This window comes from Phytopseudomonas argentinensis, assembly GCF_900113905.1.
Classification (GTDB): Bacteria; Pseudomonadota; Gammaproteobacteria; order Pseudomonadales; family Pseudomonadaceae; genus Aquipseudomonas; species Aquipseudomonas argentinensis.
Genome location: NZ_FORC01000001.1, coordinates 413,394 through 431,904 on the forward strand (window position 1 = coordinate 413,394; position 18,511 = coordinate 431,904).

18 protein-coding genes are annotated in these 18,511 nt (G+C 64.0%); 4 read left to right on the forward strand and 14 right to left on the reverse strand.

Annotated features, from left to right (window positions below):
- Positions 1 to 39 precede the first annotated feature (39 nt).
- The 4 genes from BM154_RS01840 to BM154_RS01855 all read right to left on the reverse strand — a co-directional run bounded on the left by BM154_RS01840 (position 40) and on the right by BM154_RS01855 (position 5,573).
- On the reverse strand, positions 40 to 2,286 hold the full coding sequence (locus BM154_RS01840) for a DNA internalization-related competence protein ComEC/Rec2 (protein WP_244157043.1): 2,247 nt from the start codon (positions 2,284 to 2,286) through the stop codon (positions 40 to 42).
- Between the two features lie 98 nt (positions 2,287 to 2,384).
- Positions 2,385 to 3,629, reverse strand: coding sequence for a lipoprotein-releasing ABC transporter permease subunit (locus tag BM154_RS01845; RefSeq protein ID WP_074880265.1), 1,245 nt, complete (start codon positions 3,627 to 3,629; stop codon positions 2,385 to 2,387).
- On the reverse strand, positions 3,629 to 4,330 hold the full coding sequence (lolD, locus tag BM154_RS01850; protein WP_074880268.1) for a lipoprotein-releasing ABC transporter ATP-binding protein LolD: 702 nt from the start codon (positions 4,328 to 4,330) through the stop codon (positions 3,629 to 3,631). Before lolD ends, BM154_RS01845 begins: the two co-directional genes overlap by 1 nt.
- A complete protein-coding gene (locus BM154_RS01855) occupies positions 4,323 to 5,573 on the reverse strand; it encodes a lipoprotein-releasing ABC transporter permease subunit (RefSeq protein ID WP_074880271.1) in 1,251 nt (416 codons plus the stop codon). Before BM154_RS01855 ends, lolD begins: the two co-directional genes overlap by 8 nt.
- Before the next feature lie 95 nt (positions 5,574 to 5,668).
- On the opposite strand from BM154_RS01855, the gene BM154_RS01860 reads away from it, so the two are divergent.
- The 4 genes from BM154_RS01860 (at position 5,669) to BM154_RS01875 (ending at position 7,894) form a co-directional block, all read left to right on the forward strand.
- Positions 5,669 to 6,241, forward strand: a complete 573-nt coding sequence (locus BM154_RS01860; protein WP_074880272.1) for a PilZ domain-containing protein — start codon at positions 5,669 to 5,671, stop codon at positions 6,239 to 6,241.
- Entirely contained in the window at positions 6,238 to 6,534 is a 297-nt protein-coding gene (locus BM154_RS01865; protein ID WP_074880275.1) for a phosphodiesterase, read from the forward strand. Before BM154_RS01860 ends, BM154_RS01865 begins: the two co-directional genes overlap by 4 nt.
- A gap of 9 nt (positions 6,535 to 6,543) precedes the next feature.
- Positions 6,544 to 7,263, forward strand: a complete 720-nt coding sequence (locus BM154_RS01870) for a glycerophosphodiester phosphodiesterase (RefSeq protein ID WP_074880278.1) — start codon at positions 6,544 to 6,546, stop codon at positions 7,261 to 7,263.
- A gap of 115 nt (positions 7,264 to 7,378) precedes the next feature.
- Positions 7,379 to 7,894, forward strand: a complete 516-nt coding sequence (locus BM154_RS01875) for a P-loop nucleotide/nucleoside kinase family protein (RefSeq protein ID WP_074880281.1) — start codon at positions 7,379 to 7,381, stop codon at positions 7,892 to 7,894.
- 146 nt (positions 7,895 to 8,040) lie between these two features.
- Here BM154_RS01875 and sthA read toward each other — a convergent pair whose 3' ends face one another.
- The 10 genes from sthA to BM154_RS01925 form a co-directional block, all read right to left on the reverse strand.
- Positions 8,041 to 9,435, reverse strand: a complete 1,395-nt coding sequence (gene sthA / locus BM154_RS01880) for a Si-specific NAD(P)(+) transhydrogenase (RefSeq protein WP_074880284.1) — start codon at positions 9,433 to 9,435, stop codon at positions 8,041 to 8,043.
- Positions 9,436 to 9,561: 126 nt separating this feature from the next.
- Complete coding sequence (gene nqrM / locus BM154_RS01885) at positions 9,562 to 9,789, reverse strand: (Na+)-NQR maturation NqrM (RefSeq protein WP_074880286.1); 228 nt, start codon at positions 9,787 to 9,789, stop codon at positions 9,562 to 9,564.
- Positions 9,786 to 10,829 (reverse strand): FAD:protein FMN transferase, encoded by a 1,044-nt coding sequence (locus BM154_RS01890; RefSeq protein WP_083414433.1) that lies wholly within the window; start codon positions 10,827 to 10,829, stop codon positions 9,786 to 9,788. Before BM154_RS01890 ends, nqrM begins: the two co-directional genes overlap by 4 nt.
- The gene (gene nqrF / locus BM154_RS01895; protein ID WP_074880289.1) at positions 10,826 to 12,049 is read right to left on the reverse strand and encodes an NADH:ubiquinone reductase (Na(+)-transporting) subunit F; all 1,224 of its coding nucleotides are present in this window, start codon (positions 12,047 to 12,049) and stop codon (positions 10,826 to 10,828) included. Before nqrF ends, BM154_RS01890 begins: the two co-directional genes overlap by 4 nt.
- 10 nt (positions 12,050 to 12,059) lie before the next feature.
- Positions 12,060 to 12,668, reverse strand: a complete 609-nt coding sequence (gene nqrE / locus BM154_RS01900; protein ID WP_074880290.1) for an NADH:ubiquinone reductase (Na(+)-transporting) subunit E — start codon at positions 12,666 to 12,668, stop codon at positions 12,060 to 12,062.
- 1 nt (position 12,669) lies between these two features.
- Positions 12,670 to 13,338 carry an NADH:ubiquinone reductase (Na(+)-transporting) subunit D gene (locus BM154_RS01905; RefSeq protein WP_074880293.1) on the reverse strand — a complete coding sequence of 223 codons (669 nt, stop codon included), beginning with the start codon at positions 13,336 to 13,338 and terminating at the stop codon, positions 12,670 to 12,672.
- A 3-nt stretch (positions 13,339 to 13,341) separates the two neighbouring features.
- Positions 13,342 to 14,127, reverse strand: coding sequence for a Na(+)-translocating NADH-quinone reductase subunit C (locus BM154_RS01910; protein WP_074880296.1), 786 nt, complete (start codon positions 14,125 to 14,127; stop codon positions 13,342 to 13,344).
- Positions 14,120 to 15,331, reverse strand: a complete 1,212-nt coding sequence (locus BM154_RS01915) for an NADH:ubiquinone reductase (Na(+)-transporting) subunit B (protein ID WP_074880298.1) — start codon at positions 15,329 to 15,331, stop codon at positions 14,120 to 14,122. The genes BM154_RS01910 and BM154_RS01915 overlap by 8 nt, the downstream gene beginning before the upstream one ends.
- A 2-nt stretch (positions 15,332 to 15,333) precedes the next feature.
- Positions 15,334 to 16,671: a Na(+)-translocating NADH-quinone reductase subunit A gene (locus BM154_RS01920; protein WP_074880300.1), complete on the reverse strand. Its 1,338-nt coding sequence runs from the start codon at positions 16,669 to 16,671 to the stop codon at positions 15,334 to 15,336.
- A gap of 354 nt (positions 16,672 to 17,025) precedes the next feature.
- On the reverse strand, positions 17,026 to 18,474 hold the full coding sequence (locus tag BM154_RS01925) for a glyceraldehyde-3-phosphate dehydrogenase (RefSeq protein ID WP_074880303.1): 1,449 nt from the start codon (positions 18,472 to 18,474) through the stop codon (positions 17,026 to 17,028).
- Between the last annotated feature and the right edge of the window lie 37 nt (positions 18,475 to 18,511).

The following is an 18,511-nucleotide window of genomic DNA, read 5'->3' on the forward strand; positions in this document are numbered from 1 at the left end:
TCTAGCATAGGGTCGTGATGTCGCCGACGGCTGCGGTTCTCATTTTTCCCGCCAGAAACGCGGTATTTCACGCAGCGCCTGCGGCTCGCCAAAGGTGCCGAGTTCGATACGCAGCGCGCCGGTCTCGACGCTGTCGTAGGCCCGCGCCCCGAAGGCGGCATAACGAGAGACCACCATCGGATGCGGATGCCCATAGGCGTTGTGCTTGCCCCGCGAATACAGCACCGCCTGCGGCTGCACCGCCTTGAGCAAGGCCCAGGACGACGAACTGCGGCTGCCGTGGTGCGGCGCTAGCAGCCAGCGGGCCTGCAGCTCGTGACCACTGTCGATCAGCGCGCGCTCGGCCCGCGCATCGATATCCCCGGTCAGCAGGATGCGCTCGCCAGCCGCCTCGATCATCAACACGCAGGAAGACTGGTTGCTGTCCGCCGCCTCGGCCCAGCGCCAGGTGCTGAACTGCACGCCATCCCATGCCCAGATCGCTTGCCCGCACGCCTCTGCGCCGAAGCCGGCGGGTAGCGCGGGTGCCTCGCCACTGACCACGCGTTTCACCGGCATGCCCCGCGCGACCGCCTCGGCACCGCCGGAGTGATCGTTGTCCGAATGGCTGATCAGCAGCATGTCCAGTGCGCGCACATCCAGCGCCCGCAACGAGGGCAGCACCACCCGCTCGCCCAGGTCGAAATCGCCGAAGCTGGGGCCGGCGTCATACAGCAGCGCGTGATTGCGGGTCAGCACCAGCATCGACAGCCCCTGGCCGACATCCAGCATCCACACCTCGGCGCGCTGCTCGGCAGGCCGCTCTACAGGCGTGAACAGCAACGGCAGCAGCAGGATCAGGCCCAGGCCGCGCAATGGCACACCTCCCGGCAATAGAATGAACAGCGCTCCCAGTGCCACCAGCAGCCAGCCCCATAACGGCAAGGCGCTGGGCAGCCAGGCCGGCAGCCACTCAGCCATCAAGCCGAGTAGACGGAACAGCCACTCCAGGGAGAAGCCGGCCAGCCACAGCAGGCCCTCGCCGAGCCAGGGCACCGGCAGCAGCAAGGTGCCGAGCAATGCCGGCGGCACCACGGCGAAGCCGACCCAAGGCACGGCGATCAGGTTGGCCAAGGGGCTGCTGGCGCTGATCGGCAGGCCGAGGGCCAGCAGCATCGGCAACAAGCCCACGGTCATCGCCCACTGCGCGCGCCCCAGCGTCCGCCACCAGGCCCAGGCGCCCAGGCGCGCCGCGAAGATCAGAATCAGCAGCCCCACCGCGCCGAACGACAGCCAGAAGCCCGGTTGCAGTACCGCCAGGGGCTCCAGGATCAGTACCGCGACCAGCGCCATCAGTAACGGCAAGGTGATGCCCAGGTGACGAAAGCGCCAGCGCCACAGCAGCACCAGGCCGATCATCGCGCAGGCGCGCTGCACCGGCACTTCGAAGCCGGCCAGCAGGCTGTAGCCCAACGCCGAGATAAAGCCCAGCAGGCAGGCCGTCGGCAGCCAGGGCAGCGCACGGGGCCACCAGCCGAGCCGGGCCAACCAGAACACCAGGCCGTAGAACATCCCCGCCACCAGCGTCACGTGCTGGCCAGAGATCACCAGCAGGTGCACCGTGCCGGTGTCCTGCAGCACGCGCCAGTCGGCTACGGACAGGCCAGAGCTGTCGCCCAGCACCAGGGCGGCCAGCCCGCCGGCGCGGCCGTGGGGATCCTTGGCGAGCAGGTGCTGGCGCAGCCCGTCGCGCCACGCCGCGCCGCCGTCCGCTTCGCTCAGGCGCTGGCCGGACTTGATGGTGCCCACCCCACCAATGCGCTGGGCCAGCAGCCAGGCCTCGTAGTCGAAGGATTGTGGGTTGACCAGCCCATGGGGCCGCTTGAGGTTCACCGCCAGCCGCCAGACCTCACCGGCGCGAATCTGTGACCCGCCATACCAGGACAAACGCAGCAGTTGCGGCAGCTCGGCACGCCGTGACTGCGCCTCGGCCAGGTGAAAACGCACCACCCCTTCACGCACATCCGGCAGGTCGACTACCCTGCCCTGCAGCCACAGCGTGCGGCCGTCCAGTTCGGGGGCCAGGCGATCATCCAGTGCCGATTGCGCCGACAGGCATGCCCAGCTGAAACCGAGCAGGAACAGGCCGATCAGGCAGCCGCGCGAAGGCAACAGGATCAATCCCATTAGCGCTGCCCCCCATATCAGGGAGCTGGGCGGCAATTGCGGCAGCCAGCGCAGCAACAGCAGGCCGGCGGCCAGGGCCAGCAAAACGCTGCGCAGGTCTGCTGTTCGTGTCCCGTCCATGGGCGTCCCGCTTGTCGAGCCAGAGTGCAAAAACCAAAAGGCCGCTATGAACATAGCGGCCCTTCGAGCCTAGCAGGCGGATGACAGAGCGGCGGTCGTCACTCGTAACGCAATGCCTCAGCCGGCTGGGTACGCGACGCGCGCCAGGATGGATAGAGGGTGGCGAGAAAGCTCAGGGTCAGCGCAGCGCTGCAGATCAGCACCACGTCGGCGACCTGCAGCTCCGACGGCAAGGTGCTGATGAAGTATACGTCGGAGCTGAACACGTGCTGGCCGCTGACCCGCTCCAGCCAGCCTACCAGCTCGCTGACGTTGAGCGCCGCCAATACCCCCAGCACGCCGCCGATCAGGGTACCGATCACCCCGATTACCGTACCCTGGACCATGAAGATGCCCATGATCTGCCGTGGCGTGGCGCCCAGGGTACGCAGGATGGCGATGTCCGCACCTTTGTCGGCGACCACCATGATCAGCGTGGCGATGATGTTGAAGGCCGCCACCGCGACGATCAACAGCAGCAGCAGGCCGATCATGGTCTTTTCCATCTTCATGGCGCTGAACAGGCTGCCCTGGGTCTGCGTCCAGTCGCTGGCGCGGTAGCCCTCGCCCAACTGCGCTGCGAGCGCCGCAGCCACCTGGGGTGACTGGTAGAGGTCCTTGAGCTTGAGGCGAATACTCTGTACCGAACCCGGGTCAAGGCGCTGGATCTGCGCCGCATCGGCGACGTTGATCAGCGCCAGGGAGCTGTCCAGGTCGGCGCCGACCCTGAAGATACCGACCACGTTGAGACGCTGCATGCGCGGTGTGATGCCGCCGGGCACCGAGCTGACCTCCGGCACGATCAGGGCCAGACGATCACCGATCTGCAGCTGGAAGCGCCGCGCGGTGATTTCGCCGATGACCACCCCATACTCGCCCTCGCGCAGATCACTGAGACGGCCCTGTACCATGTGGTCACCGATGATCGAGACCTTCGGCTCCAGCGCCGGGTCGATGCCATGCAGCTGAATCGGCTGCATCACACCACGGTACGACAGCATGCCCTCCAGCTCGGCGAAAGGCACCGCTGCCTCGACCTGCGGGTTCTCCATCGCCACCTTGGCCGGCGCCTGCCAGTCAGCCAGGGCCGGCGAGCCGGCGATGGTTGCGTGGGGCACCATGCCGAGGATGCGCGAACTCATTTCCCGATGAAAACCGTTCATCACCGACAGCACCACGATCATCGCCAGCACGCCCAGGGACAGGCCAATCATCGAAGTCAGGGAGATGAACGAGATAAAGTGGTTGCGGCGCTTGGCGCGGGTGTAGCGCAGGCCGATGAAGACACTCAGCGGGCGAAACATCAGGCGTGCACCAGCTTGCCGTCTTCCAGGCTCAGCACCCGGTCCATCTGCCGCGCCAGCTGGAGGTCGTGGGTGACGATCAGAAACGCCGTCTGCGACTGGCTGCTGAGCTCACGCATCAGTTCCTGAATGCCCTGGGCGGTGTGGTTGTCGAGGTTGCCCGTGGGCTCGTCGAGCAGCACCAGGCCAGGGCGGTTGATCAGCGCCCGGGCGATGGCCACCCGCTGACGCTCGCCGCCGGACAGCTCGGCCGGTTTGTGACTCAGGCGATGGCCAAGGCCGACGCGTTCGAGCAGTTCGCTGGCACGCTGGCGCGCCTCGGCAATCGGCGTCTTGCCGATCAGCAGCGGCATGCAGGCGTTCTCCAGGGCGGTGAACTCGGCCAACAGGTGGTGGAACTGGTAGACAAAGCCCAGGGCGCGGTTGCGCAGCAGGCCACGTTGCTTCTCGTTGAGCGCCGACAGTTCCTCACCGGCTAGCCATACGCTGCCGCTGCTCGGCGTATCCAGGCCGCCAAGCATGTTGAGCAGCGTGCTCTTGCCGGAACCGGAGCTACCGACGATGGCCACCCGCTCGCCCGGGTGAAGCTCCAGCTGCAGGTCGTCGAGCACCACCACCGACTGCGGGCCTTCTTCGTAGCGCTTGCTCAGGTTACGGCAGCTGAGCACGGCGCCTTGCGCCTGCACGACCGGATCACTCATAACGTAATGCCTCCGCGGGCTGGGTGCGCGCCGCGCGCCAGGCCGGATAAAGAGTAGCGAGGAAACTCAACACCAATGCCGCACCGCACACCTGCAGCACGTCGGCGAGCATCAGCTGCGACGGCAGGTAGTCGATGAAGTACACGTCGGCATTGAGAAACTTGAAGCCGAGCAGGCGCTCGACGCCCGCGATGATCGAACTGATGTTCAGCGCCGCGAGAATGCCCAGCACGGCGCCGATCAGGGTGCCGATCACGCCGATCACCGTGCCCTGCACCATGAAGGTGGCCATGATCTGCATCGGTGTGGCGCCCAGGGTACGCAGGATGGCGATGTCGCCCTTCTTGTCGGTGACCACCATCACCAGGGTGGAAATGATGTTAAAGGCCGCCACCGCAACGATCAGCAACAGCAGCAGGCCGATCATGGCCTTTTCCATGCGGATGGCCTGGTAGAGATTGCCGTGGGTGCGCGTCCAGTCGCGGGCCAGGTAATCATCCTGACCAAAGCTCTGGGCCAGTTGCCAGGCGGTCCGCGGCGCCTGGAACAGGTCGGCGAACTTGAGGCGGATGCCCTGCACCTGGTCGGCCTTGTGGCGCTGCAGGCGGGCCAGATCCTGGACATGGGTCATCGCCATGAAGCCATCGATTTCACCGGCGCCGACATGGAAGATGCCGACCACGGTGAAGCGCTTCAGGCGCGGGAACACGCCGCCCGGGGTGACGGTCACCTCAGGCGCCACGAAGGTGATCTTGTCACCCAGGCCGACGCCGAGCTTGTCGGCGGCCTTGTCGCCTATGACGATGCCAAAACTGCCGGGTTGCAGATCCTCGAGACGGCCCTCGCGGAAGAAGTCGCCGATGATCGACACCTTGGGCTCCTCGACCGGGTCCACGGCGTTGATCAGCACCTTCTGCACCTTGCCATCGTTGGTCAGCAGGCCCTGCATCTGGCTGAACGGCGCCACCGCCAGCACCTGCGGGTTCTTCAGCGCGCGGTCGGCCAGGCGCTGCCAGTCGGTGATCGGCGTGGCGCTCTCGATGGTCGCGTGGGGCACCATGCCCAGCACCCGGGTGCGCATTTCATGGTCGAAGCCGTTCATCACCGACAACACCAGGATCATCACCAGCACACCCAGTGCCAGCCCGATCATCGAGGTCAGGGAAATGAACGAAACGAAGTGGTTGCGACGCTTGGCCCGCGTGTAGCGCGTACCGAGAAAAACGGACAGGGGTCTGAACATGTGGGGCGCTTGTTCGAGGGAAAGAGAAACGTCCTTGTGGCGGGGCCTGGCGAGCGGCCTTACACTCTGACCACCACTGCTGCCATGGGTTCGCCATGCCGACTCAAGACGAAAACGATCGCCGCGAATACTATCGTATCGAGGACACGATCGCACTGGATTTCCCCCCCCTGGCAGGTGCCGACGCCCTGGCCACTGACGAGCTTCACGACGCCTCACCGCTGTTCAACCTGCTCAGCGAACTGCATGTGATGGATTTCGAATCCCAGCACCTGCTGCGCAATATCAGCGAGCGCGACCGTACCCTGGCCAACTACCTCAAGGTGGTCAACAAACGCATCGACCTGCTCGGCCAGGCCATGGCCCAGAGCCTGCTGCGCGATATCGGCCCGCCCAAGCGGGTGACCTTGTCCGAGGGCGGCATCAGTTTCCTGCACACGCAAGCGCTGACGGTCGACAGCCACATGGCCCTGAAGATGGTGCTGATGCCGCAGGCGTTGGGCCTTTTGCTGCGCGTGCGGGTGCTGCACTGCAACGAGCGTGACGGCCAGTTCGAGATCGGCGCCGAGTTCGAAGCGCTGACTGACGCACAGCGCCAGCTGCTCGCCCGGCATATCCTGCAGCGTCAGGCGCAGGAGCGCCGCCAGGCCCGCGAGGAACTCACGTGACACCATCGCCACTGCTGCTTTCGCTGCTCCTGCTGTTGCCGCTGACGGCCCAGGCCGACACCCTGACGATTCCCATCGGTCAGCAAGGCGCCGACCTCACCGAGGTGCCGCAAAAGGGCCAGTCCAAGCGCTCGGTGCTGGAGCGCTTCGGCCTTGCCGATGAAGAGCACCCTGCTGTCGGCAAGCCACCGATCACCCGCTGGGACTACCGCGAATTCAGCGTCTATTTCGAATACGACCATGTGATCAACAGCGTGCGCCATCTGCAACCGCGCACCACCGCCACCGAGTAAGGAGCAACCGTGACCCTGATCTACGGCCATCGCGGCGCCAAGGGCGAAGCCCCGGAAAATACCCTGGTCAGCTTTCAGCAGTGCCTGGAGCACGGCGTACGCCGCTGCGAACTGGATCTGCACCTGTCGCGCGACGGCGAACTGATGGTCATCCATGACCCGACGCTCAAGCGCACCACCGGCCAGCGCGGCAAGGTGGTCGAGCACGACGCCGCCGAACTGGTGCACTATGACGCCCGCCGCGGCGGCCCAGGCTGGCGCCACCCCTGCCCCATTCCGCGGCTGAGCGAACTGTTCGAGCAGTGTGACTTCGAGCACTGGCAGCTGGAGGTCAAGAGCGCATCCAGGGATCGCGCCGCGCGTACCGTGGAAGCCATCGCCCTGCTCAGCCGCCGCTTCGGCCTGGACGACAGGATCACCATCACCTCCAGCTCCCGCGAAGTGCTGAGCGCCGCCCAGCGCCTGACGCCACACCTGGGCCGCGGCCTGGTCGCCGAATACGCCTGGCTGGATCCGATCAAGGTGGCGCGCAACTACGGCTGCGACCTGCTGGCCCTGAACTGGACGCTGTGCACCCCGGAGCGCCTGCTAAAGGCGCAGAAAGCGGGCCTGCACGTGTCGGTGTGGACGGTCAACGAGCCCGCCCTGATGCGCCGCCTCGCTGACTTCGGCGCCGACAGCATCATCACCGATTTCCCCGGCATCGCCGTCAGTACGCTGCGCGGTTAAGTACAACAGCACGGCGCTTCTAATGTGGGAACGGGCCATGCGCGCTAAATCACGGGCATGGCCCGTTCCCACATCCTGCTTCAAGAGAACGGCGCTGGCAGAGAAGGACCGATGCATGCTGATCGTCTTCAGTGGCCTGCCCGGCACCGGCAAGAGCACGCTCGCCAAAGCCCTGGCTACTCATCTACAGGCCGTGTACCTGCGCATCGACAGCATCGAGCAGGCGCTGCGCAACGCCGCGCCGGGGCAAGCGGTCGGCAGCAGCGGCTACAGGGTGGCCAATGCCATCGCGCGGGACAATCTCAAGGCCGCGCGCATTGTGATCGCCGACTGCGTCAACCCGGTCGCGGAAAGCCGCCAGGCCTGGGCTGACAGCGCTGCACAGGCCTGGTGCCCCTTGCTGGACGTGCAGATCATCTGTTCTGACCCAGAGCAACATCGCCAGCGCGTGGAATCGAGAATCAGCGAGGTGCCCGGGTTGGTGATGCCCGACTGGCAATCGGTTATGGCCCATGAGTACGAGCCCTGGCCGCAGGCGCCATTGACCCTCGACACCGCTCGGCTATCGGTGGACGCGGCGCTGGCGCTGCTCGTCGCGCATGTAGCGGCCTATCCGCAAGTGCGCACCTGAAAACCGAAAGGCGCCGTCCATAAAAAAACCGATCCACAAGGGATCGGTTTTCCGGCCTGCTCAGACGCTCTCGCGGTTTGGCCAGCGCCAGTCGCGGGAGTCGGCGAACGGATCCCCGGCCGGCTCAGGCCACCGGCCGGAGCCGCTCAAAAAAGCCGGTTGAGCCCGTCGAACGCGGCGACCCGATAGGCTTCGGCCATGGTCGGGTAGTTGAAGGTGGTGTTGACGAAATACTTCAGGGTATTGGCCTCGCCCTTCTGGTTCATGATCGCCTGGCCGATGTGCACGATCTCCGAGGCCTGGTAGCCGAAGCAGTGCACGCCGAGCACTTCCAGGGTCTCGCGGTGGAAGAGGATCTTCAGCATGCCGACCGGCTCATGGGAAATCTGCGCCCGCGCCATGCTCTTGAAGAACGCCTTGCCCACTTCATAGGGGATCTTGGCCTTGGTCAGCTCGTGCTCGTTCTTGCCGATCGAGCTGATCTCGGGAATGGTGTAGATGCCGGTGGGGATGTCATCGACGATCCGCCAGCTGCCGTTGTCGACGATGCTGCCGGCCGCCGAACGGCCCTGGTCGGCCGCGGCACTGGCCAGGCTCGGCCAGCCGATCACGTCACCGGCGGCGTAGATGTTCTCGACTTCGGTTCGATAATGCTCGTCGACCTGTACCTGGCCACGGCTGTTGACGTGGATGCCGATGTTTTCCAGGCCCAGCTTGTCGGTGTTGCCGGTACGGCCGTTACACCACAAGAGCGCATCGGCCTTGATCTTCTTGCCGGACTTCAGGTGCAGGATCACGCCGTTGTCCAGGCCTTCGATGCGCTCGTACTCTTCATTGTGACGAATCAACACGTTGTTGGTGCGCAGGTGATAGCTCAGTGCGTCGGAGATTTCCGAGTCGAGGAAGCTCAGCAACTGATCGCGGTTGTCGATCAGGTCGACAAGCACGCCCAGGCCGCTGAAGATCGAGGCGTACTCGCTGCCGATCACCCCGGCGCCGTAGATGATCAGACGGCGCGGCGTGTGGCTGAGGGTCAGGATGGTATCGCTGTCGTAGACCCGCGGATGGTTGAAGTCGACGTCCGCCGGGCGGTAGGGGCGCGAGCCGGTGGCGATGATCACCTGCTTGGCCGACAGGGTTTCCAATACGCCGTTGGGGCAGACCACTTCGATGGTCTGCTCGTCGGCGAAGCTGCCGGTACCGAAGAACACGTCGATGCGGTTGCGCGCGTAATAACCGGTGCGCGAGGTGACCTGTTTGGCGATCACCCGCTCGGCGCTTTTCAGTACGTCAGGAAAGGAGAACCAGCGCGGCTCGCCGATCTGACGGAACATGGGGTTGGTGTTGAACTGCATGATCTGCCGCACCGAATGGCGCAGCGCTTTCGAAGGGATGGTACCCAGGTGGGTGCAGTTGCCGCCCACCTCGCGGCGGTCGTCGACCACCGCCACCTTGCGACCGGCCTTGGCCGCGTTCATCGCCGCCCCTTCACCTGCAGGGCCGGAGCCCAATACCACGACATCGTAGTTGTAGACCGCCATGTTCACTCCTCAGATCACGCCGCAACGCTTATCGCGCGCTATCGGCAGAACCAGACCGGACGTGCGGCCTGGTACGCAACATTTCGCAATAACGCATAGCCTACCGGGCCAGGCGGCAAATGGCGATCAGCGCTTGCTGGCGTCGTAGCTTTGCACGCCGGCTTCGCCGTTGCCCTGGCCCGTCACTTCCGGGCATTTCTCGCGGTCGTCACCACAAATCGAGCACTTCTTCTCGATGCCCAGGTTGGCGATGCCGCCGCAGGAGCCGGCGATGGGCTTGCGGCCCATCATCACGCCGACGGCCATCAGGCCGACGACCGTGAGCATGATCAGAAAAACCATCACGAATGTCATTGCTTGCCTCCCGCAGCGAACAGCTGCTCGAAAGTGGCGGTACTGCGTGTGACGAATCCGTCACCCTCTCGGGTCACGAAGAACGCCGCGATACCTTTGCGCTCGGCGTACTCGAAACCCTTGTCGGGACCGAGCACCAGCAGCACGGTGGACAGGCCGTCGGCCATCAGCGTCGAGGGCGCGGCCACGGTGACCGCCGCCAGGGTGTGCTGGATCGGCGCGGCGGTCTGCGGATCAAGGGTGTGGGAATAGCGTACGCCCTGCTCCTCGAAATAATTGCGGTAGTCACCCGAGGTGGAGATGCCGTAGCCGTCCAGTTCGATCACCCGCTGGATGGCCCGCTGGTCATCCCGGGGCGCTTCGAGCGCGATGCGCCAGGGCTGACCGTCGGGCTTGCGGCCAACTGCCTTGAGTTCGCCGGTGGCTTCGACCAGATAACTGCTCACCCCCTGTTCGACCAGCCGCGCGATGATTCGATCAACCGTATAACCGGCGGCGATGCTGTTGAAGTCGACCTGCAGATCGACATCTTTGCACAGGCGGTCGCCGTCGATATGCAGGCGCTCCTGGCCGATGCGCCCACGTACCTCTTGCAGCGCGTGCTCGCTTGGCACCCGACGCTCACCGTTGCCGCGCGGGCCGAAGCCCCACAGGTCGAGCAGAGGTTCTAAGGTGAGATCGAACGCCCCGCCGCTGTCACGATGCAGGGTGTTGCCAGTTTCGATCAGTTGCAGAACCCCGGCGGGCATGCTCATGCAGCTGCCGGCCGGGGAGCGATTGAACTGCTCGATCAGCGAGTCGTCACGGTAGGTGGACATCTGCTCGTCGACCTCGGCGAAGATCGCCTCCACATCGGCCTTGAGCGCCGCTTTGTCGGGTACGCCCTTGGCGCTGACGTACTTCACCGAATAGGTGCTGCCTTGCGCCGGGCCACCGAACTCCTCGACCGTTTCGGAAAAACCGCAGCTCACGAGCGTAGCAGCCAATGTCGCGGCCAGGGCAGCGACAAGGGCGGGCTGTTTCAGAGCGGCTGCAATCATCCGCCGAAGTCGTCGAGCAGGATGTTGTCCTGTTCGACACCCAGGTCGGTGAGCATCTTGATCACCGCGGCGTTCATCATCGGCGGGCCGCACATGTAGAACTCGCAATCCTCGGGCGCCGGGTGATCCTTGAGGTAGTTCTCGTAGAGCACGTTGTGGATGAAGCCGGTCAGGCCGGTCCAGTTGTCTTCCGGCTGCGGGTCGGACAGCGCCAGGTGCCATTCGAAGTTCGGATTCTCCGCCTGCAGCTGATCGTACTCCTCGGTGTAGAACGCCTCGCGCATGGAGCGCGCGCCGTACCAGAAGCTGATCTTGCGGGTGGATTTCAGGCGCTTGAGCTGGTCGAAGATATGCGAGCGCATCGGCGCCATGCCGGCACCACCACCGATGAAGACCATCTCGGCATCGGTATCCTTGGCGAAGAACTCGCCGAACGGCCCGTACACCGTGACCTTGTCACCCGGCTTGAGGCTGAACACCCAGGACGACATTTTGCCCGGTGGCAAATGATCCTTGCCCGGCGGTGGCGAGGCGATGCGGATGTTGAATTTCACCAGGCCGACTTCTTCGGGATAGTTGGCCATGGAGTAGGCGCGGATCACCGTCTCGTCGACCTTGGACACGTACTTCCACTGGTTGAATTTGTCCCAGTCGCCGCGGTACTCCTCCTGGATGTCGAAGTCCTTGTAGTGCACGGTGTGCGGCGGGCACTCCAGCTGCACGTAACCACCGGCGCGGAAATCGACCTTCTCGCCTTCCGGCAATTTGAGGGTCAGCTCCTTGATGAAGGTGGCCACGTTCGGGTTGGACTCGACCGTGCACTCCCACTTCTTCACGCCAAAGACTTCCTCGGGCACCTCGATCTTCATGTCCTGCTTGACCGGGGTCTGGCAGGACAGGCGCCAGCCCTCGCGGGCCTCGCGCTTGTTGAAGTGCGACTCCTCGGTGGACAGCATCTCGCCGCCACCGCTCTCCACGATGCACTTGCACTGCGCACAGGTACCGCCGCCGCCACAGGCCGACGACAGGAAGATCTCGTTCTCGGCCAGGGTCTGCAGCAACTTGCCGCCAGCCGGAACGGTGATGGTGCGCTCACCGTTGATCTCGATGTTCACGTCGCCGGCGGAAACCAGGCGCGCGCGGGCCATGAGGATCACCGCCACGAGGAGGATGATCACCACGGTGAACATGGAGACTGCTACCAGAATTTCAAAAGCCATTGGCAACCCCTTACAGCTGTACGCCGGAGAACGACATGAAGCCCAGCGACATCAGGCCAACGGTGATGAAGGTCAGGCCCAGGCCGCGCAGACCGGCGGGTGGGTCGCTGTACTTGAGCTTCTCGCGGATGGCGGCCAGCAGCACGATGGCCAGCGCCCAGGACACGCCCGCGCCGGCGCCGTAGACCACGCTCTCGGTGAAGTTGTAGTCGCGCTCGACCATGAACAAGGTGCCGCCGAAGATGGCGCAGTGCACGGTGATCAGCGGCAGGAAGATGCCCAGCGCGTTGTAGAGCGACGGCAGGTACTTGTCGAGCACCATCTCCATGATCTGCACCACCGCGGCGATCAGGCCGATGTAGCAGATCAGGCCGAGAAAGCTCAGGTCGACTTCCGGCAGGCCGGCCCAGCTCAGCGCGCCTTCCTTGAGCAGGTAGACGTAGAGCAGGTTGTTCAACGGCACGGTGATGACCATCACCACGATTACCGTCAAGCCGAGCATCAGGGAGGTTTCGACCTTCTTGGAAATCGCCAGGAAGGTGCACATGCCCAGGAAGAACGCCAGCGCCATGTTCTCGATGAACACCGCACGGACGAACAGGCTGATGTAATGTTCCATATCAGTAAGCCTCCTCGTTCTTCACCTGGGGCGCCATGCGGTACTCGACCTTCTCCACCTGCTCCTTCTTGTAGCTACGCAGGGCCCAGATGAACAGGCCGATCAGGAAGAACGCCGACGGCGGCAGCAACAGCAGGCCATTGGGCTGATACCAGCCACCATTGTTGACGGTGTGCAGGATCTCGATGCCCAGCAACGAGCCGGCACCGAACAGCTCGCGCACGATACCCAGCGCCACCAGCATGGCGCTGTAGCCCAGACCGTTGCCCAGGCCATCGACGAACGATGCTACCGGCGGGTTGGACATGGCGAAGGCTTCGGCGCGCCCCATGACGATGCAGTTGGTGATGATCAGGCCGACGAATACCGACAGCCGCTGACTCAGGCTGTAGGCATAGGCCTTGAGGAACTGATCGATGACGATCACCAGGGAGGCGATGATCACCACCTGGGCGATCATGCGGATCGAGCCCGGGATCTGATGGCGCACCGTCGAGATGAAGAAACTCGAAAACGCCGTGGTCAGGGTCAGCGCGATGGACAGCACCAGCGCGGTGCTCAACGCCGAGGTGACCGCCAGCGCCGAACAGATGCCGAGAATCTGCAGGCCGATCGGGTTCTTGTTGAGAATCGGATCGAGCAGCAGCTCTTTCATGGTGGGTTTGGACATGGATCAAGCCTCCCCTGCGGACAGCTTCTTGAGGAACGGCGCGAAGCCGTCCTCACCGAGCCAGAAGTGAATCATGTGGGTCACGCCGTTGGCGGTCAGGGTCGCGCCGGCGATGGCGTCGACCTGGTAATCGGCCTGCGGGCTCTGCGGGTTGACGCTGCCCTTGATCACACGCAATACCGGTTCGCCATCCTGGTAAACCTTCTTGCCGACCCACTTGGCCTGCCAGTTGGGATTGTCGATCTCGCCCCCCAGCCCCGGCGTTTCACCGTGCTGGTAGAAGCCGATACCGGCAACGGTCTCCAGGTCGCTCTGCAAGGCCACGAACCCGTACATGGTCGACCACAGGCCGTAGCCACGCACCGGCAGCACCAGGCGCTCGAGTTCGCCGTTCTGCTCGATCTGGTAGACCACCGCGTAGTGTTCCAGGCGACGGATCGAGGCGATGTCGCGGTCTTCGGGGATCATGCTGGACAACGCCGAATCGGCGACGGCCTTGTTCTGGTCGAAGGTATGCGGATCGAAGGCGTCGCTGTAGTCGCCGGTGCGCAGGTCGACCAGGCGCGGCGTGACACGCGAGGAGAACACTTCGCGCACTTCGTCGCTGGACATGCCCGGCTGCCACAACTCGGCGATCACCAGCACCGCGCGCTGGCGGTCGACCAGGGCGTTTTCCTGCTGGGTCGGGCGCAGGATCAGCGCGGCGGCCGAAACGGCGATGGAGCACACCAGGCACAGCACCAGGGTCACGACCAGCGTGCGTGTCGGGGTTTCTTTGAGCTTAGACATTACGCGCCAGCCTCCGCTTGATGTTGGCCCGTACCACGTAGTGGTCGATCAGGGGCGCACACAGATTGCCGAACAGGATCGCCAGCATCACGCCTTCCGGGAACGCCGGGTTGACCACACGAATGATGGTCACCAGCAGGCCGATAAGGATGCCGAAGATCCACTTGCCGGTATTGGTCATGGAGGCCGACACCGGGTCGGTGGCCATAAAGATCATGCCGAAGGCGAAGCCCCCGGTGACCAGGTGCCAGTACCAGGGCATGGCGAACAGCGGGTTGTTGTCCGAGGCGAGGGCGTTGAACAGCGTGGCGGTGGCGATCATGCCGATCATCACCCCGCTGACGATGCGCCAGGAAGCGATCTTGGTGATCAGCAGCACCGCACCGCCGAGCAGGATCGCCAGGGTGCCGGTCTCGCCAATGGAGCCCGGCATCAGGCCGATGAAAGCCTGGGTCCAGGTCAGGCCGTCATTGATCAGGCCATCAACCCCGCTACCGCCGATGGTGGCCAGCGCCGTGGCGCCCGCATAGCCGTCCACGGCCGTCCACACGCCGTCACCGGAAATCTGCGCCGGGTAGGCGAAGAACAGGAAGGCGCGACCGACCAGGGCCGGATTGAGGAAGTTCTTGCCGGTACCACCGAACACTTCCTTGCCGATCACCACGCCGAAGCTGATGCCCAGCGCGACCTGCCAGAGCGGAATGCTCGGCGGCAGGATCAGGGCGAACAGCACGGAGGTGACGAAGAAGCCTTCGTTGACCTCGTGACGGCGGATGGAGGCGAACAGCACTTCCCAGAAGCCACCGACGATGAACGCCGTGAGGTAGATGGGCAGGAAGTAAGCCGCGCCCTGGATAAAGTTGTCCCACAGGCTGCTCGGGTCGAAACCGCCCAGCGCACCGATCAGCGCGAAGCGCCAGCCCTCCTGGGCGGCCAGCAGATCGGGGCTCTGCGCGTAGACCAGGTTGGCCTGGTAACCGGTGTTCCACATGCCGAAGAACATCGCCGGGAAGGTGCAGGCCCAGACGGTGATCATCATGCGCTTGAGGTCGATGCCGTCGCGCACGTGAGCGGTGGTCCTGGTCACGCTGCCGGGGCGATAGAAGAAGGTGTCCACGGCTTCGTAGAGCGCGTACCACTTCTCGTACTTGCCACCTTTTTCGAAGTTGTGTTCGATCTTGTCGAGGAACTGACGAACGCCCATGTTCAACCCTCCTTCTCGATGAGGGTCAGACAATCACGCAGGATCGGACCGTATTCGTATTTGCCGGCACACACGTAGGTGCACAGCGCCAGGTCTTCCTCGTCGAGCTCCAGGCAACCCAACTGCTGGGCCATCTCGGTGTCGCTGACGATCAGCGAACGCAGCAGCTGCGTCGGCAGGATGTCCAGCGGCATCACCTCTTCATAGTTGCCGACCGGCACCATGGCGCGTGGGCTGCCATTGGTGCTGGTGGAGAACGCGAAGCGCTTGGCGGCGTTGAGCTTGGACACGAAGATATTGAGGATCGAGTGCTTGTTCACCCCGGCGCGCAGGTAGTGGAGCATTTCGCGCTCGTTGCCTTCGGCCAGGCAAGACACCTGCAGATGATAGCGGCCCAGGTAGTCGCAGGCGCCACGGGAGGTGCGGCCGCCGAGCACGGAGCCGGAAATCACCCGATTGTCGCCGGGCGCCAGTTCGCCGGCAGTCAGCTCGCTGAGGTTGGCCCCCAGACGGGTGCGCAGCAGACGCGGGCGCTCGACCACCGGCCCGGCCAGCGCGACCACGCGCTCGACCCACAAACGGCCGCTGGTGAACAGCTTGCCGACGGCGATCAGGTCCTGATAGTTGATGGTCCAAACGCTCTTGCTGGCGCTGACCGGGTCCAGGTAATGAATGTGGGTACCCGGCAAGCCAGCCGGGTGGGGCCCGGCGAAGGCCTGGCTGCGCAAACCGTCCACCTGCTCGCCCGGCAGGCTCACACCCGGCGCCTTGCACAGGAACACCGGGCTCAGGCGCGTCAGCACCTTGAGGCCGTTTTCGAAATCCTCGGCATGCTCGGCGATGATCGGGGCGGGGTCCGCGGCCAGCGGGTGGGTATCGATGGCAGTGACGAAGATCGAGCTGGGCACGGCATCGACGGCCGGCACCTTGCTGAACGGCCGTGTACGCAGCGCCGTCCACAGGCCGGACTGCTGCAGGTTGTCGCGAACCTGGCCGGCGTCGAGGCTGCCCAGCTGGGCGGTCGGATACTGCGCGAAGGTCTCCTGCTCGTCGCCATCGAGATCGATGACCACCGATTGCAGCACGCGTTTTTCACCGCGGTGAATCGCGCTGACCACACCGGCGCCTGGCGCGGTGTAGTGGATGCCCTCCGAGCGCTTGTCGGAGAACAGAACCTGGCCCAGCTTGACCCGGTCGCCCACCTGCACCGCCATGGTGGGCTTCATCCCGTGATAATCGAAGCCTATGACGGCCACGCTGCGCACCGGTCTCGAGGTATCGATCTGCTGAGCCGGCGCGCCCGCTATGGGCAAATCGAGCCCTCGTTTTATTTTGATCATAGGTTTGCCTAACCACTGAGCTTATAAGTTTTTGAATGACGCTCGACAAACCGTCAGTCACAAAGCAAGACGCACCCCAATATCGCTATTGGCGTGGATCAATGTCGAACGCAGGTAAGAAATCGCCGGGATTATAGAATTGTGCGACAACGGGACGCCACCCGGGCGGCCGGCTTTTTTCGGATTTCCGTTACAGAACGCAACAGAAATTTAACGACGACAGGCGCGCCGGGCGGCGACATAACGCCGCACCACCCTGCCCTTCGGATCAGAACCCGGTAGCTGCAACGAAAACGGCAGGCAAAAAAATGGGAGCCCGAAGGCTCCCATCTGGTGTTGCGCAGCGCGCTGCGATCAGCGCGGGAAGGCGGGCGGGTTGACCCCGGCCATTTCTTCCATCACGCGAATCACCTGGCAGCTGTAGCCGAACTCGTTGTCGTACCAGACGTACAGCACGACGCGGTTGTCGTTGGCGATGGTGGCTTCGGCATCGACCACACCGGCGTGACGCGAGCCTACGAAGTCGGTGGACACCACCTCCTGGGAGCTGACGAAATCGATCTGCTTCTGCAGGTCGGAGTGCATGGCCATCTGGCGCAGGTACTCGTTGATCTCTTCGCGGCTGCAAGCCTTCTCAAGGTTCAGGTTGAGAATGGCCATGGACACGTTCGGCGTCGGTACGCGAATGGCGTTGCCGGTCAGCTTGCCCTTGAGCACCGGCAGCGCCTTGGCCGCGGCAGTGGCCGCACCGGTTTCGGTGATCACCATGTTCAGCGCGGCGCTACGGCCACGACGACTGCCCTTGTGGAAGTTGTCGATCAGGTTCTGGTCGTTGGTGTACGAGTGAACGGTTTCGACGTGGCCGTTGACGATGCCGTACTGGTCATTGACCGCCTTGAGCACCGGCACGATGGCGTTGGTGGTACAGGAAGCGGCCGAGATGATCTTGTCGTCGGCGGTGATTTCGCCATGGTTGATGCCATGCACGATGTTCTTCAGCGCGCCCTTGCCCGGTGCGGTGAGGATCACACGGTCGATGCCCGGGCACTTGAGGTGCTGACCCAGGCCGTCGGCGTCACGCCATACGCCGGTGTTGTCGACCAGCAGCGCATCCTTGATGCCGTACTGGGTGTAGTCGATGGCCGACGGATCCTTGGCGTAGATCACCTGGATCAGGTTGCCGTTGGCGGTCAGGGTGCTGTTCTCTTCGTCGATGGTGATGGTGCCATCGAACTTGCCATGCACCGAGTCGCGGCGCAGCAGGCTGGCGCGCTTGACCAGATCGTTCTCGGCGCCCTTGCGCACGACGATGGCGCGCAGGCGCAGGCCATCGCCACCACCGGTGTGCTCGATCAGGATGCGCGCCAGCAGGCGACCGATACGGCCGAAACCGTAGAGCACCACGTCAGTGCCCTTGCGTGGCGAGGCGTTCTGCTGGTTGGCGACGTCGGCCAGCTCGTCCTTGACGAACTGCTCGATGCTGCGGCCGTTACCTTCAGCCTTGAACTTGCCGACCATCTTGCCCAGGTCGACGGACGCCGCGCCCAGCTTGAGCTCGCTCATGGCCTTGAGCACGGCGTAGGAGTCGTGAACAGCCAGGCCGTTCTGATCAGCCTGACGGTGACGGGCGAAGCGATGCGCCTTGAGAATCTCGATGACCGAGCGGTTGATCAGGCTGCGGCCATGGATCGACAGCACCACGTTGTTGTTGCGGTACAGCTGACCGATCAGCGGAATCATCGCCTCGGCGAGAGCTTCACGGTCAATCCATTCACCAAGACACTGGTCGGGCTTCTGAGTCACGGCATTACCTTCCACATGTAGGGGCTGAAAAAAGGGG

Coding starts and splice junctions, on each gene's coding strand:
- BM154_RS01910 (WP_074880296.1), bottom strand. CDS start 14,127: ATGTCTAAGCTCAAAGAAACCCCGACACGCACGCTGGTCGTGACCCTG.
- BM154_RS01840 (WP_244157043.1), bottom strand. CDS start 2,286: ATGGACGGGACACGAACAGCAGACCTGCGCAGCGTTTTGCTGGCCCTG.
- BM154_RS01875 (WP_074880281.1), top strand. CDS start 7,379: ATGCTGATCGTCTTCAGTGGCCTGCCCGGCACCGGCAAGAGCACGCTC.
- BM154_RS01855 (WP_074880271.1), bottom strand. CDS start 5,573: ATGTTCAGACCCCTGTCCGTTTTTCTCGGTACGCGCTACACGCGGGCC.
- BM154_RS01915 (WP_074880298.1), bottom strand. CDS start 15,331: ATGGGCGTTCGTCAGTTCCTCGACAAGATCGAACACAACTTCGAAAAA.
- BM154_RS01860 (WP_074880272.1), top strand. CDS start 5,669: ATGCCGACTCAAGACGAAAACGATCGCCGCGAATACTATCGTATCGAG.
- nqrE (WP_074880290.1), bottom strand. CDS start 12,668: ATGGAACATTACATCAGCCTGTTCGTCCGTGCGGTGTTCATCGAGAAC.
- BM154_RS01845 (WP_074880265.1), bottom strand. CDS start 3,629: ATGTTTCGCCCGCTGAGTGTCTTCATCGGCCTGCGCTACACCCGCGCC.
- lolD (WP_074880268.1), bottom strand. CDS start 4,330: ATGAGTGATCCGGTCGTGCAGGCGCAAGGCGCCGTGCTCAGCTGCCGT.
- sthA (WP_074880284.1), bottom strand. CDS start 9,435: ATGGCGGTCTACAACTACGATGTCGTGGTATTGGGCTCCGGCCCTGCA.
- BM154_RS01920 (WP_074880300.1), bottom strand. CDS start 16,671: ATGATCAAAATAAAACGAGGGCTCGATTTGCCCATAGCGGGCGCGCCG.
- BM154_RS01905 (WP_074880293.1), bottom strand. CDS start 13,338: ATGTCCAAACCCACCATGAAAGAGCTGCTGCTCGATCCGATTCTCAAC.
- nqrF (WP_074880289.1), bottom strand. CDS start 12,049: ATGGCTTTTGAAATTCTGGTAGCAGTCTCCATGTTCACCGTGGTGATC.
- nqrM (WP_074880286.1), bottom strand. CDS start 9,789: ATGACATTCGTGATGGTTTTTCTGATCATGCTCACGGTCGTCGGCCTG.
- BM154_RS01890 (WP_083414433.1), bottom strand. CDS start 10,829: ATGATTGCAGCCGCTCTGAAACAGCCCGCCCTTGTCGCTGCCCTGGCC.